Origin of the sequence: Kitasatospora sp. NPDC059795, from assembly GCF_042732175.1 — a bacterium.
Classification (GTDB): Bacteria; Actinomycetota; Actinomycetes; order Streptomycetales; family Streptomycetaceae; genus Kitasatospora.
Window position 1 is genome coordinate 60,539 of sequence record NZ_JBHWID010000012.1, and the last position, 14,490, is coordinate 75,028.

Annotated in this window: 8 protein-coding genes; 3 read left to right on the forward strand and 5 right to left on the reverse strand. The window is 73.1% G+C overall.

Going from position 1 to position 14,490, the window contains the following annotated elements:
• Positions 1-46: 46 nt before the first annotated feature.
• The gene (locus tag ACFV4P_RS23800) at positions 47-1,642 is read right to left on the reverse strand and encodes a PucR family transcriptional regulator (RefSeq protein WP_380474192.1); all 1,596 of its coding nucleotides are present in this window, start codon (positions 1,640-1,642) and stop codon (positions 47-49) included.
• Positions 1,643-1,994: 352 nt separating this feature from the next.
• Between ACFV4P_RS23800 and pruA the strand changes: the two genes are divergently transcribed.
• Both pruA and ACFV4P_RS23810 read left to right on the forward strand, forming a co-directional pair.
• On the forward strand, positions 1,995-3,623 hold the full coding sequence (gene pruA, locus ACFV4P_RS23805; protein ID WP_380474194.1) for an L-glutamate gamma-semialdehyde dehydrogenase: 1,629 nt from the start codon (positions 1,995-1,997) through the stop codon (positions 3,621-3,623).
• 91 nt (positions 3,624-3,714) lie between these two features.
• Positions 3,715-4,644 carry a proline dehydrogenase family protein gene (locus ACFV4P_RS23810; RefSeq protein WP_380474196.1) on the forward strand — a complete coding sequence of 310 codons (930 nt, stop codon included), beginning with the start codon at positions 3,715-3,717 and terminating at the stop codon, positions 4,642-4,644.
• A gap of 66 nt (positions 4,645-4,710) precedes the next feature.
• Here the strand turns inward: ACFV4P_RS23810 and ACFV4P_RS23815 are convergent, their stop codons facing one another.
• From ACFV4P_RS23815 to ACFV4P_RS23825, 3 genes are all read right to left on the reverse strand, one after another.
• Positions 4,711-5,241: a hypothetical protein gene (locus ACFV4P_RS23815; protein ID WP_380474198.1), complete on the reverse strand. Its 531-nt coding sequence runs from the start codon at positions 5,239-5,241 to the stop codon at positions 4,711-4,713.
• 9 nt (positions 5,242-5,250) lie between these two features.
• On the reverse strand, positions 5,251-9,093 hold the full coding sequence (locus ACFV4P_RS23820) for an RHS repeat-associated core domain-containing protein (RefSeq protein ID WP_380474200.1): 3,843 nt from the start codon (positions 9,091-9,093) through the stop codon (positions 5,251-5,253).
• A 91-nt stretch (positions 9,094-9,184) separates the two neighbouring features.
• Entirely contained in the window at positions 9,185-10,363 is a 1,179-nt protein-coding gene (locus tag ACFV4P_RS23825; protein WP_380474545.1) for a TerD family protein, read from the reverse strand.
• A 139-nt stretch (positions 10,364-10,502) separates the two neighbouring features.
• Between ACFV4P_RS23825 and pepN the strand changes: the two genes are divergently transcribed.
• Entirely contained in the window at positions 10,503-12,995 is a 2,493-nt protein-coding gene (pepN, locus tag ACFV4P_RS23830; protein ID WP_380474202.1) for an aminopeptidase N, read from the forward strand.
• Between the two features lie 489 nt (positions 12,996-13,484).
• Here the strand turns inward: pepN and ACFV4P_RS23835 are convergent, their stop codons facing one another.
• Positions 13,485-14,372 (reverse strand): hypothetical protein, encoded by an 888-nt coding sequence (locus tag ACFV4P_RS23835; protein WP_380474204.1) that lies wholly within the window; start codon positions 14,370-14,372, stop codon positions 13,485-13,487.
• Between the last annotated feature and the right edge of the window lie 118 nt (positions 14,373-14,490).

The window sequence follows — 14,490 nt, forward strand, 5'->3', positions numbered from 1 at the left end:
GGGTCCGCCCGGGGAGGGTTGTCGCTCTCCCCCGGGCGGACCTTGTTCAGCTTTCGGCAAGCCTCAACTGGAGCATGGCCAGGAGGCGTTGCTGGGGTTGGGTGAGATCGAGGCCCGTCAGCTGTTCGGCTCTTCTGACCCGGTATCTGAGGGTGTTGGGGTGGATGTGGAGGGCGTCGGCCGCGGTGCGGACCTCGCCGAGGGCGTCGAGGTAGGCGAGGACGGACTCGGCGAGACGGGTCTGGTGGCGGCCGTCGTAGGTGGTGAGGGCGGTCAGGCGGGGGTCGCGGAGTTCCGGGCGGTCCTGGAGGAGGGCGAGGACTTCGGAGACCAGCACCTCGGCCTGGACGTCCTGGAGGGCGGCGACGTCGGGGGCGACGTTGCCGCGGCTCATGGCGTCGAGGATGCGGTCGGCCTGGGCGCGGGAGGCGGGGACGTCGGCGAGGCCGGGGACGGTGGGGCCGATGGCGGCGCGCAGCGGGATGGCGAGGTGGGCGCGGGCCGCGTCGACGGTCTCCTGGGCCCAGTCGCGGAGGGTGGCCTGGGGGAGGCCGGGCGGGAGTTCCGGGAGCAGGACGTAGACGCGGGAGTCGACGGGGGCGAGCAGGGCGCCGCGGTGGCGGGCGGCGGTGTGGACGGAGATCAGGCCGGTGACCTCGTCGCGGGAGAGTTCGGCGTCGCGGCCGTCGGTGGCGGCCGGGGCGTAGGCGAGCACGGTGGTCGGGCGGCGCAGGTCGAGGCCGAGGTGGGTGGCGAGGGACTGGGGGCCGGTGGAGCCCTCCAGCAGGCCGGTGAGCAGGGTCTGGGTGAGCCGGGCGTCCGCCGTCAACTCCCTTCGGCGGCGGACCAGTTGACCGGCAGCGACGCGGGCGGCACCGACCAGGGACTGGGCGGCGGCCGGGGTGAGGGGGCGGGCGCCCTCCTGGACCCAGATGGTGCCGAGGGGCTGGGCGCCGGAGCGGATCGCGATGGCGAGGCGGCGGCGGATGCCGAGTTCGGGGTGGGCGGCGATCTCGATGGCGCCGTCGGAGCCGCGCAGGTGGGAGAAGACACCCCACTCGCGGAGCTTGGCGAGGTACGGCTCGGGGCCCTGGCGGCCGAGGATGGACAGCCGGCGGAGGTCGTCGACCTCGTCGGAGTCGGAGGTGCGGGAGTAGGCCAGGACCCGGCTGGAGGTGTCCTCGATGGAGACGATGCCGCCGGTCAGGACGGCCACGGTCTGGGCGAGCGAGAACAGGTCGCCGGTGTCGGCCTCGCCGGGCTCGGTGCTGTCGGGGCCGCTGAGCAGGGTGCGGGCCAGCGAGTCGAGGTGCTCCCAGCGGGTCTCGCGGCGGACCGACAGGAGCGCCACGCCGGCCTCGGTGGCGGCCTCGCGGAGGGCGTCGGCCTGGCCGGGCCCGTCGAGTTTGACCGCGACGGCGGCGGCCCGGGCGCGGCCGGCGGCGCGCAGGGCGGGGAGGGCGGCGCGGCCGCGGGCTCCGATGGCGAGGACGAGTTCGCCGGGGGCGGCGGTCGGCGGGTCCTCCGGGTCGAGGATGGCGACGTGGCGGACCGGGACGTCGAGGCCGGCCGGCGCGGCCTGGAGTTCGACCAGCGGTTCGCCGAGCGACATCAGCAGCTGGCGCAGCGGCAGGCCGTTCATGTGCGGGTCCTTCGGCAGGTCGTCGGCGGGTCTTCGGCGGGTCGTCGGCGGGTCGGCGGGAGGGAGGTCGGCGGGTCGGCGGCAGGTCTTCGTCGGGTCTTCGTCGGGTCTTCGTCGGGTCTTCGTCGGGTCTTCGTCGGGTCGGACAACATCCCGCTCCCGAGTTTAGTGAGCCGGACAGGATCGGGCGGCCGTGACCGGGGCGTGACGGTGTTCGTCCGGGCGGACAACGGCGAGCGGGGGACTTTGGCGGCGCGGCCAACATCAGGTGCCGAGGACGGGGAATAGCGTTCGTCCATGGCCGACGTGTGATCCCCGTCGGCGTCCCATGACGAGAAGGAGAGCGTGCGCCATGGATGCTGTGACCCAGGTCCCCGCGCCGGTGAACGAGCCGGTCCACAGCTACGCCCCGGGCAGCCCCGAGCGGGCCCGCCTGGAGGCGAAGCTGAAGGAGCTGGGCGGCCAGGGGCCGATCCAGCTGACCATGACGATCAACGGTGAGCAGCGCCTCGGCGGCGGCTCCGAGATCCACGTGGTGCAGCCGCACCACCACGCGGCCCGGCTCGGCACCCTGCGCAACGCCACCCAGGACGACGCGCGCGAGGCCATCGACACCGCGCTGGCCGCCGCCCCGGCCTGGCAGGCGCTCTCCTTCGACTCGCGCGCCGCGATCTTCCTGCGCGCCGCCGACCTGCTGGCCGGCCCGTGGCGCGAGACGCTGGCCGCCGCCACCATGCTCGGCCAGTCGAAGACCGCCCAGCAGGCGGAGATCGACACCCCCTGCGAGCTGGTCGACTTCCTGCGCTTCAACGTGCACTTCGCCCGGCAGATCCTGGCCGAGCAGCCGGTCTCCTCGGACGGCGTGTGGAACCGCATGGACCACCGCCCGCTGGAGGGCTTCGTCTACGCGATCACCCCGTTCAACTTCACCGCGATCGCCCTCAACCTGCCGACCGCGCCCGCGCTGATGGGCAACGTGGTGATCTGGAAGCCGTCCCCGACGCAGCAGTTCGCCGCGCACTACCTGATGCGTCTGCTGGAGGCCGCGGGCCTGCCCAAGGGCGTCATCAACATGGTCACCGGCGACGGCCTGGCCGTCTCCGAGGTCGCGCTGAAGCACCCGGCGCTGGCCGGCATCCACTTCACCGGCTCCACCGCGACCTTCCAGCACCTGTGGCGCGAGGTCGGCACCAACATCTCCGGCTACCGCACCTACCCGCGGATCGTCGGCGAGACCGGCGGCAAGGACTTCCTGGTCGCCCACCCGTCCGCCGACAAGGCGATCCTGAAGACCGCGATGACCCGCGGCGCGTTCGAGTTCCAGGGCCAGAAGTGTTCGGCGCTGTCCCGGGCGTACGTCCCGGCCTCGCTCTGGGCCGAGCTGAAGGACGACTTCCGCGACGAGGTCGAGTGGCTCACCATGGGCGACGTCACCGACCTGGCGAACTTCATGGGCGCCGTGATCGACGAGCGTTCGTTCGCCAAGAACAAGGCCGCGATCGACCGCGCGCAGGCCGACCCGGACGTCGAGGTCCTGGCCGGCGGCACCTACGACGACTCGGTCGGCTACTTCGTCCGCCCGACCGTGCTGGTCTGCAAGGACCCGTCCGCCGAGTACTTCAAGGACGAGTACTTCGGCCCGATCCTCGCCGTGCACGTCTACGAGGACGAGAAGTACGACGAGATGCTCGCGCAGATGGAGTCGGTGTCGACCTACGGCCTGACCGGCTCGATCATCGCCCAGGACCGCACGGCCGTCGAGCACGCGATGCACGTGCTGCGCAACGCGGCCGGCAACTTCTACATCAACGACAAGCCGACCGGCGCCGTCGTCGGCCAGCAGCCCTTCGGCGGCGGGCGTGCCTCCGGCACCAACGACAAGGCCGGCGCCAAGCAGAACCTGATGCGCTGGACGTCCACCCGGTCCATCAAGGAGACGTTCGTCCCGCCGACGGACTACCGCTACCCGCACATGGGCTGACCTTCGCCCTGTGCCACCCGCGGGGCGGCCGCCACCCCGGCCGCCCCGCACCTCTCGCCACCAGCAGCTGATCCTTGATCGGGAGTCCACGATGCTCCGTTCCGCCCTCCTCGCCGCCTCGCGCTCCCCGCAGGTGCGCACCATGGTCGAGAAGTTCCCGCCCACCCACGCGATAGTCGAGCGCTTCGTCGCCGGCGACCGCCTCGACCAGGGCGTGAGCGCGACCGAGACGCTGGTCGACAGCGGCCGCAAGGTCACCCTCGACCACCTCGGCGAGGACACCAAGGACGCCGCCCAGGCCGCCGGCACCGCCCTGGCGTACGAGCACCTGCTGACCGCCCTCAAGGAGACCGGCCTCGCCGCCGACGCCGAGGTCTCCGTCAAGCTCTCCGCGGTGGGCCAGTTCCTGCCCGTGGACGGCGAGAAGATCGCGCTGGAGAACGCCCGCCGGATCTGCCAGGCGGCGGCCGACGCCGGCACCACGGTGACCCTCGACATGGAGGACCACACCACCACCGACTCCACCCTCTCCATCGCCCGCGAACTGCGCGCCGACTTCCCGTGGCTCGGCGTCGTCCTCCAGGCGTACCTGCGCCGCACCGAGGCCGACTGCCGCGACCTCGCCCACGAGGGCTCGCGGGTGCGCATCTGCAAGGGCGCCTACAAGGAGCCCGAGTCGGTGGCCTTCCAGGGCAAGCGCGACGTCGACCTCGCGTACGTCCGCGCGCTGAAGGTCCTGATGGCGGGCGAGGGTTACCCGATGGTGGCCTCGCACGACCCCAACATGATCAAGATCGCGGGCCAGCTGGCCGAGTGGAACCGCCGCGACACCACCTCCTTCGAGTACCAGATGCTGTTCGGCATCCGCCCCGAGGAGCAGCTCCGCCTCGCCGAGGCCGGCAACACGATGCGCGTCTACCTCCCTTATGGGCAGGAGTGGTACGGGTATTTCATGCGCCGCCTCGCGGAGCGCCCCGCGAACCTGACGTTCTTCCTGCGGGCGATGGCGACTCGCGGCTGACGGTATCGTCAACTCCCGTACGGGGCCCACGGCTTGATGTCGTGGGGCCCCGTTCGGCGTGGTGGGTCACAGGTCCTGGAACGGTGGCTTCGCGTAGTGGTCGATGGCGTCGCCGGCTGTTCGGCAGAGGCGTTCGAGGCGTGACCGGTCGTCGTCGATCACGGTGAGCACCTCGAAGGCCCTGGTCGGCAGGTCGCCCGAGCCGCCGGACAGCACCTCTGCGCACAGCAGCCACTGGCCGGCCTGGCAGGCGGAGATCGCCTCCTGCTCCAAGTCCCTGCCCTCGCGGGCGATTTCGGTCGCGGTGCCGTCGCCCGCTACCAGGGACAGCAGCAGGTCGAGGAACCTGGCCCTGGCCGCGGGCACCCGGAGCTCGGCGATCGCCGCCAGGGCGACCGGGACGATCGCCGGTGCGGGCTCGTACAGGACGACATCGTCGAAGGCGTGCCCGTCGAACGGCCGGGCGCCGTGCGGGTCGTCGTCCGTCCGCTGCGCCAACCGGAGCAGGTCGTCCGCGAGGTGGGCGCCCGATCGGCCGCATCCGCACCGCAGTTGACCCCAATCCCGGGCCTTGATCTCCGATTCCACGAATGTCATGCCGGGATCCTAACGGTCGCCCCACGGTCCGCCCGGTTCGCCGAGCACCCCCGGAACGAAGATCGACCGGTCCGGATAGTCCCCCTGACAGTTGACGCAGACCCGTTTGGGGACGGCCGTGAAGGGTTTGGTGGCGTCGTCCACGGTCAGGGCGCCGGTGAATTTCACCTTGCTCGGATCGCCGCCGAGGGCGAGCAGTGCGTTGCCCTCGGCGCAGTACCCGCCTCCCGACGACGCCCAGGCGATGTCCCCGGTCTCCGTGTGCACGGCGGCCACGTACGTGCGGTTCCTGGTCCTGGCGCTGCGGTTGTTGAGCGCGAAGTCGGGCAGCCGGGACTCGGCCTGACCGATGCGCTGATCCAGGGACCAGCCGGGCTGCGCCCGGTCGATGTCGACGACGGGGGCCCGGCGGCCCGCCTGTCCCCGGGTGGTCGGCACCGTGGGGTGCGCCGACAGCCCGAGCGGGTCGGTCCAGGTGTGGGGGTTGCCGACGTAGGCGTCGGGGTTGGGCGCGGGGCCGAGGCCGAGCGGATCCGGGCTGGTGTAACGGGCGGTCTCGGGGTCGTAGTAGCGGCTGACGTTGTAGTGGAGGCGGGTTTCCGGGTCGTAGTACTGGCCGGGGAAGCGCAGCGGGGTGTAGGTGGAGCTCTCGCCGGGCCACGTGGTGCAGCCCCACAGGGTGGGAGTGGTGCGCCAGGCGATCGTGTCGGTGGCGGGATCGACGAGCTCGGTCGGGGTGCCGATCAGGTCGGTGACAATGGCGAAGAACCGGCGGTCGGTCCGGTCCTGGCCGGCGACGGTCTCGGTCTGGGCGACCGGGGCCAGGCCCTTGTGGTCCCAGCTCAGGGTGTGCGGACCGGGGAGGTACGGTGCCCGGGTGGTCTGTTCGACGAGGGTCGGGCCGTCCCAGGTGAAGTCGGTCTGCTCCTCGACGGTCCCGTCGCCGGCGAGACGCTGCTTGGCGATCCGGCGGCCGAACGGATCGTACAGGTAGCGCCACCGGGCGCCGTCGGGGGTGGTCACCGCGACCAGGTGGTCCTCGGCGTCCCAGGTGTATCGCCAGGTGTCGGGTTTCTTGGACAGGCGGGTGACCTGGCGCAGGGTCACCCGGCCGGCGGCGTCGTGTTCGTACCGGACCCGGCCGGCGCCGATCAGCTCGGTGCCGGCGTAGTCGCGGTCCCCGACGGCCGCTCGGGCGGCGCGGGTGGCGGGCCAATCGGCGGTGGTGAGGTTGCCGGCCGCGTCGTAGGCGTACCTCTCGGACCAGGTCGCGGCGTCGACCGCGGTCACTCGGCCGACCAGGTCCAGCTCGAAAGTGCGGGTGCCGGTCAGGAGGTCGTCGACCCGGGAGAGGTTGCCGTCGGGGCGGTAGGTGTAGGTCCGCTGCTGGAGGAGCCCTCGGGGTGCGGTCAGGGTCTGACCGGTCAGCCGGTAGAGGTCGTCCCAGCTGCTGGCGAGCGTCACCCGGCCGGCGATGGTCCGCTGCCGTTCGCGTCCGGTGGCGTCGTACTCGAAGTCGAGGGCGCCGCCCGAGGTGGCCAGAGCGGTGGTGCGACCGGCCGGGTCCAGCGTCCAGGTGGTGGTGTGGCCGGTGGGAGTGGAGCGGGTGGTGCGCCGGCCCAGCACGTCCCTGGTGTGGGTGAGGCGATGGCCGTTGACCACCTCGGCCATCGGCCGGCCGAGTGCGTCGAGGGTGTGGGTGACGTCGGCGTCCGGGTTGGCGGCGCCCACCAGGAACCCGGCGTCGTCGTAGGCGTAGCGGGTCGTCCGTCCCGCGGCGTCCTTCTCCGTCAGCCGGCCCATCAGGTCGTACGTGTAGCGGATCAGCGTGCCGAGCGGCAGGATCGTGCCGGTCAACTGTCCTGCGGCGTCCAGCTCGTAGCTTCGGGTACGGCCGTGGAAGTCGCGTTCGCCGACGAGCCGCCCGGCCGCGTCGTAGCGGTACTGCCACTGGCGGCCGAGGGCGTCGGAGACGGCGACGAGCTGCATGTCGGCGTCGTGGGTGAACTCGACGCGGGCGCCGTCGGGTGTGATCCGGGCGGAGAGCGTCTCGAAGTGGGTGTACTCGTAGCTCGTGGTGCGGCCGAGCTGGTCGGTGTGGGTGAGGCAGTTGCCCTCGCCGTCGTAGGCCCAGGACTCGGTGGCGCCGTCGGGCGTCGTCCGGGAGGCCAGGTTGCCCTCGGTGGTCCACGTCAACCGGGTGGTGGCGCCCGACGGGTCGGTGACGGCCGTGGTGCGGCCGAAGGCGTCCCGCAGGTAGCGGGCGGGGGCGCCGGCGGGCCGGCCGATCTCGACGGGCAGGCCCGCCGCGTCGCAGCGGACGTGCGTGGTGTGGCCCAGCGCGTCGGTGATGGCGGTGAGGTGGCCGGCCTCGTCGTACGAGAACGCGGTGGTGGCGCCGAGCGGGTCCGTGAGGGAGGTCCGCAGGCCCCGCTCGTCGTAGTCCTGGAGCCAGCTGCCGCCTCCCGGATCGGTGACCCGTACCGGGAGGCCCGCCGTGGCGTGGTAGGACGCGGTGGCCCGGCTGCCGTCGGGGTGGGTGAGGGCGACGAGGTCGCCGGCGCCGTCGTACTCGTGGCGGGTGGTGCGGCCGAGCGGGTCGGTGACGGCCAACAGGCGGTCGTACTCGTCGCGTTGGTAGTGGGCCGTGTGGCCGAGCGGGTCGGTGACGGCGGTGATCTGGGCGTGTTCGTTGACCCGGTAGGTGGTGGTGTGGCCGAGGGCGTTGGTCTCGGTGTGGGTCCTGAGGCCGGTGGTGGGGTCGGGGTCGCCGTAGGTGAAGCGGAAGCGGAGGGTGCCGTCGCCGCCGCCCTCGTCGGTGACGCGGTCGTGGGAGTCGTAGGTGTAGTGGTACCGGGAGTCGTTGCGGTCGGTCCAGGACAGGACGCGGCCGGCGCTGTCGTTGGCGAAGCGCAGCGGTTTGCTGCTGGAGTTGTAGACGGCCGACAGGTGCCCGTCGGTGTAGCCGTAGCGCATCAGCAGGGCGTCGCCGCCGGTGTCGGTGGCGTTGGCCAGGCGCAGGGCGGTGATGCGGTCGTTGTCGACGGTGACGAGGAGCTGGTAGCCACCGGAGTGGGTGAGGGAGAGCGGGACGCCGTCCTCGTCGTAGGCGAGGGTGTAGTGGCGGCCGTGGCGGTTGCGCACCTCGGTGAGGAGGGCTTCGTCGCCGTCCGGGGTGGGGGTGAAGGTGCGCACCAGGCCGGTGGCGGGGTCGGTGACGGTGAACAGGCCGTCGTTGAAGTCGAGTTCGCGGCGGGAGCCGGCCGAGGCGTGGACCGGGTCGCCGGGTTCGGGGTGCGGGTAGGCCTGGGTGATGCGGTCGGCGCGGATGTGGACGACGCCCTGTTCGTCGATCTCCAGGCGCTCGTCGAAGGTGCAGATCCACTTCGGGCCCATCCAGCGTCCCGTCAGCAGACCGGACTCGAAGCTGCGGGTGAACTCCAGCGGCAGTGAGCCGGGTAGCGAGGCGTCGAGGTGGTCGATGTACATCCGGCCGGTGGCCATGTCGACCGGCTCGCCGCCACCGCACCGGGTGTCCTGGGGACGGCCCTCGGTGCGGGGGCTCTTCACCTGGTCGCGGCCCCGGCCCTTCGGGTGCGAGCCGCCACCCCTGCCGCGGCCGCCGTCGCCCGAACGCGGGTGCGGGAGGCCGCCCTTGCCGTCGCCCTTGAAGATCTTCTCCAGGTCCTTGGCGTGCTTCTCCTCCACCTCCCGGACGTTCTTGGCGACCTTCTTCAGGTTGTCGCCGGCCTTGCGGTAGAAGCCCTTCAACGCCTTCCCGGCGTCCTCCGCCAACGTCTTGCCGAGCTTCTGCGCCCCGTGCTCCAGCGCCTTGACGATCTGGTTGCTCACCGCAGCCCCCCGCGAACGGCCGTGCCCAGTAGGTCGGTTGATGCCGTGCTGGGAGAGACGGTAGTGCGCGGAGGGCGGTTGCGGGGGCGGTTCAGAGCATGGCGGCGGCGGGCTTGACCATGGAGCGGGCGGTCTTGGCGTCGACGTATTCGCCGAGGGCGGTCATGACCCACTCGCCGGAGAACTGGCGGACGAGCTTGCACATGGCGACGCCGGTGCGGGGTTCGGCCTGGGTGAGGTCGAAGCGGACGAGTTCCTCGCCGGTGGCGGCGTCGACCAGGCGGCAGTAGGCGTTCTTGACGTCGGTGAACTTCTGGCCGGAGAAGGAGTTGACGACGAAGACCAGGCCGCAGACCTCGGCGGGCAGGCCTTCGAGGTGGACGGTGATGGATTCGTCGTCGCCGCCGCCCTTGCCGGTCAGGTTGTCGCCGGAGTGGGCGATCGCGCCGTTGAAGACGGACAGCTTCATGAACCAGGCGGTGTCGACCTTCTCGCGCTTGGCGTCGAACGCGATCACCGAGGCGTCCAGGTCGATGCCGCGGCCCCGGTTGGCGGGCTCCCAGCCGAGGCCCATCCGGACCGAGGCGAGGTACGGCTTGCCGGCCTTCTCCAGCGAGACCGAGCCGCCCTTGACCAGGTTGACCCGGCCCTTGTCGAGGGTGATCTTGCCGACGGCCGGGGAGCCGGACGGCATCGGCGGGGCGGCGGGCGCGCCGGTGGGCGCGGCGGTGGGCGCGGTGGTGGGCATCGGCGGCGCGACGGGCGCCGCCGGGGCCTGGTCCTCGACGGTGACGCCGAAGTCGGTGGCGATGCCCGCCAGGCCGTTGGCGTAGCCCTGGCCGACCGCGCGGATCTTCCACTCGGCGCCGCGCCGGTACACCTCGACCACCACCAGGGCGGTCTCCCGGCCCAGCCGCGGCGGGGTGAAGGTGAACAGCGCGCGGCCGCTGTCGGCGTCCCGGACGGTCGCGGTGGGCTCGGTGCCGGAGAAGGTCGCCCGCCGGTCGTCGAGGGAGGCCGTGACCACGATCCGGGTGACGGCGGCGGGCACCGCCGAGGTGTCGACGCTGATCGCGTCCGGGGTGGCGCCGGCGGCCGGGCGGTGCGTCACGCCCGGGCCGTTCGGGGCGTTGAAGAAGACGAAATCGGCGTCCGACCGGACCTTGCCCGACTGGTCGAGCAGCAGCGCCGACACGTCCAGTTGCTTGGGCGCGGTGACCTCCACCACGACCCGGCCCGCACCGAGCGACGCATTGCCGCCCTGCACCAGAACAGACGTCACGTGCTCCTCCTCGACTCGCCGCCGCGACACACCCTAGCCGTCACTCTCGAACACCCCGGGTACGCCACCAGCGAATCCGGGTCGAACGCGCTTGCCGGGCCCGGGCGGGCTGGGCAAGCATGCAGTCATGCCAGCACTGCAACGAGCCGAAGCAACTGTCCGTGCCCGCCTGTTGGAGGTCCACGGCTACACCGTCGACCTCGACCTGACCCGGGGACCCGACCGGTTCGGCAGCACCGCCGTGATCCGGTTCGGCTGCACCGAGCCCGGCAGCGACACCTTCGTCGACCTGGAACCGGCGACCCTGCACCGGGCCGTCCTGAACGGGCAGCCGCTCGACGTGGCCGCCCTGGACGGCAACCGCCTCGCGCTGCCCGGCCTGCGCGCCGAGAACGAGCTGCTGATCGAGGCCGAGATGCGCTACTCGCGCACCGGCGAAGGCCTGCACCGCTACACCGACCCGGCCGACGACGCCGTCTACCTGTACGCCACCTGCGGCCCCGACCTCGCCGCCAAGGTGTTCGCCTGCTTCGACCAGCCCGACCTGAAGGCCCCGATCACCCTCACCGCCACCGCCCCCGACGAGTGGACCCTGGTCTCCAACGGCGCGCCGGTCAAGTCCGAGGGCGGGCACTGGGAGTTCGCCGCCACCAAGCCGATCTCCACCTACCTGTTCACGGTCGTCGCCGGCCCGCTGCACTCGGTCTACGGCGAACACGACGGCATCCCGCTCGGCCTGCACGCCCGCCGCTCGCTGGCCGCCGAACTCGACCGCGAAGCACCCGAGTTGTTCGAGGTGACGGCCGCCTCCTTCGACCGGCTGCACGAACTCTTCGACGAGCGCTACCCGTTCGGCGAGTACCACCAGGCGTTCGTCCCCGAGTTCAACTGGGGCGCGATGGAGAACCCCGGCTGCGTGGTCTTCCGCGACGAGATGCTGTTCCGCTCCCCGGCCACCTTCTCCGAGCACGAACGCCGCGCCATGGTGATCTGCCACGAGATGGCCCACATGTGGTTCGGCGACCTCGTCACCATGCGCTGGTGGGACGACCTGTGGCTGAACGAGTCGTTCGCCGAGATGCTCGGCTACCGGATCGCCGCCGAATCCACCCGCTTCACCGGCACCTGGACCGGCTTCTCCGTGCAGCGCAAGGGCTGGGGCTACGACGCCGACCAGCGCGCCTCCACCCACCCGGTGGCCGGCAACGGCACCCGCTCGGTCGCCGAGGCGATGGTCAACTTCGACGGCATCTCCTACGCCAAGGGCGCCTCCGCGCTGCGCCAGCTGGTCGCCTGGCTCGGCGACGAGGCCTTCTTCGCCGGCCTGAACGCCTACTTCGCCGACCACCTGTACGGCAACGCCGAACTGCCCGACTTCCTCGCCGCGCTGGCCGCCGCGAGCGGCCGCGACGTCCACGGCTGGGCCGAGAGCTGGCTGCGCACCAGCGGCGTCGACACCCTGCGCGCCGAGGCCGAACGCGCCGACGACGGCACCCTGACCGCGCTCACCGTCGTCAACGAGGGCGAGCGGCCGCACCTGATCGAGGTCGGCGGCTACCGCGTCGAGGACGGCCGGGTCGTCCCCGTCGGCCGCGTCGCCGTCGAACTCGGCCCCGGCCGCCGGGTCGCCGTGCCCGCGCTGGTCGAGGCCGGCGCGCAGCTGATCGTCCCCAACGACAGCGACCTCACCTGGGCGAAGATCCGACTGGACGCGCACTCCTGGCAGCTCGTCACCGAGACGCTCTCCGCGGTCGAGGACGACGTCACCCGGGCCGTGCTGTGGGCACAGGCCCGCGACCTCGTCCGGGACGCCGAGCTCGACCCGGCGGTCTACCTCGACCTGATGGAGCGGCACCTTCCCGCGGAGACCGCCGACGCGATCGTCGAGGCGGTGCTCACGTTCGCGCACGTGCACGTGGTCGGGCGGTACCTGACCGGGGACCGGCGGGCTGCCGGGTCGGCGGCGATCAGCCGCACCGCGCGGGCGCTGCTGGCCGGCGACGGCGGCCAGGGGATTCGGCTGGCGGCGCTGCGGGCGGCCGTGGAGAGCTCCGGCGGCGAGGAGCAACTCGCCGAGCTGCGCGGCTGGTTGAACGGCGAGGACGTGCCGGCCGGGCTGCTGGTCGGCCCCGAGCTGCGGTGGGCCGGGCTGGCCCGACTGGCCTCGCTCGGCGAGCTCGACGAGCACCGGATCGCGGCCGAACTCGCCCGCGAGCCCGGCACCGAGGCCGAGTTCGGCGCCGCCCGCTGCCGGGCCGCGCTGCCCGACGCCGAGGCCAAGGCCCGCGCCTGGCGCGACCTGTTCACGCCCGACGCGATGTCCAACCGGCTGCTGGAGGCCACCGCGCGCGGCTTCTGGGCCTCCGGCGACGACACCGCGAAGAGCGCGTACGCGCTGCGGTACTTCGAGCGGATCGGGGAGGCCGCCCACCGCGGCGACATCATCGCCCGCCAGCTCGGCGAGACCCTCTACCCGGTCGCCCAGGCCGCCTCCGAGGTCCTGACGGCCGCCGAACAGGCTCTCGCCGACCAGGAGTTGACCCCGTCGCTGCGCCGCAACCTGGCCGACTGCACCGACGACCTCCGCCGCACCCGCGCGGTCCGGGCGGCATTCGAGTAGGCCCACGAACCGGCCGCCGGCGGGAGTGCGTGTGTGGGCTCCCGCCGGCGGCCGGTGGCAACTGGTGCTCGTCGAGGGGGAGTTGACGCCGGCGTCGGCGCGGCCCGGTGGCGTGCGCCCGGCGGGGAGAGGCTGGCGCCGAACAGCCGCTGACTTTTGGGGAGTTGGCGCTGCGCGCGTCGTCGGCGGGAGTTGACGCCGGTCGACGGCGCGGTCCGGCGGTGCGCCCGGTGGGGAGGGGTTGTCGCCGAACGGCCGGTGGCCCTCGGGGAGTTGAGGCTGTGCGCGTCGTCGGTGGGAGTTGGCGTTGGCGGCGCGGGCGGTGCGGAGCGTCCGCAGCCCGGCCGCGCCGGAGTGGAGGCCGAGGTCGGCCGGTGGGCGTGCGGCGTCCCGGGGTGCCGTGGAACGGGCTGTCGTGTGCGGCAGGCTGCGTCGAGCGCCCATGCTGCCGGACGGGCCCTTGGCGGCTGCGCCGGCAGCGTGGCGGGGTCAGAAGGTGCCGCGGGCGGCTACGGCGCGGGTGGTGGGGAGGGCGAAGGCGGAGGCGGTCCAGGTTTCGGGGGCGGCGGGGGTGGGGGCGGGGAGGGCGCCGGTGACGGTGAAGGTGTAGGTGCCGGGGGCGAGGGGGAGGTCGGCGGGGGTGGTGAAGCGGTAGACGAGGGTGTCGCGTTCGAGGGCGACGGTGGCCACTGCGCCGGGGAGGTCGGTGGCGGGGGTGGTGCCGGGGAGGGCCGTCGGGCGGGCGAGGCGGAACTCGACCTGGAGGGCCGTCATGGTCTCGTCGAGGCGTACCTGCACCACGTGGCGGGTGCCGGTGCGGCCGAGGGCGTCCACGCGGGAGGTGCCGCTCAGGGACTGCGGCGCGGTGGGGGCCGGCTCGGGGTGCGAGGCCAGGGGCGAGGGGGTGTCGCTGGGCGACGGCGAGACGGGGACCGACGGCGAGACGGGGACCGACGGCGAGGGGCGGCTCGGCGGGGCGGCGGCGGGGATGCCGGGTACGGCCGCGGGCCGGGCGGGGGTGCGGGTGGGGGCGGGGCCGGGGAGCGGGGAGGCGGTCGCCGAGCCGCGCGGGGCCGCCGGGGAGGTCTGCGGGCCGGCGGCCTCGTCGACGGGGGTGGTGCCGGGGGCCGGCTCGGAGGCGTCCGGGCTGGGCACGGGCGGGCCGCCGACGGTGACGCCGGGGCGGCGGCCGATCTGCTGCTGCTCGTTGAGCAGCCAGGTGGTGGCCAGACTGATCCCGACCACCGTGGACATCGCCATCGCCGCGCCCGAGAACCGGATGGTGGGCAGCCGGAGCCGTCCGCCGAAGGGTCCGGGGCGGCCGTGCCGTCCGGTCCGGCCCGCGGCGGCGGGCCGGGAGTGCTCGCGGAGCGCCACCGGGCTCCCCTTCCTGGGTCTGGTCCGCGTCCGGCGTCCGGTCCGAACACCGCGCCGCACCCCGCGCCGCCGGGGGTGCCCGGACGAACGGCACGGGAGGGACGAGACTACCAGCGGT

Bases quoted from the DNA above. Each gene is read 5' to 3' on its own strand.
- pepN (WP_380474202.1), top strand. From the start codon at position 10,503: ATGCCAGCACTGCAACGAGCCGAAGCAACTGTCCGTGCCCGCCTGTTG.
- ACFV4P_RS23810 (WP_380474196.1), top strand. From the start codon at position 3,715: ATGCTCCGTTCCGCCCTCCTCGCCGCCTCGCGCTCCCCGCAGGTGCGC.
- pruA (WP_380474194.1), top strand. From the start codon at position 1,995: ATGGATGCTGTGACCCAGGTCCCCGCGCCGGTGAACGAGCCGGTCCAC.
- ACFV4P_RS23815 (WP_380474198.1), bottom strand. From the start codon at position 5,241: ATGACATTCGTGGAATCGGAGATCAAGGCCCGGGATTGGGGTCAACTG.
- ACFV4P_RS23800 (WP_380474192.1), bottom strand. From the start codon at position 1,642: ATGAACGGCCTGCCGCTGCGCCAGCTGCTGATGTCGCTCGGCGAACCG.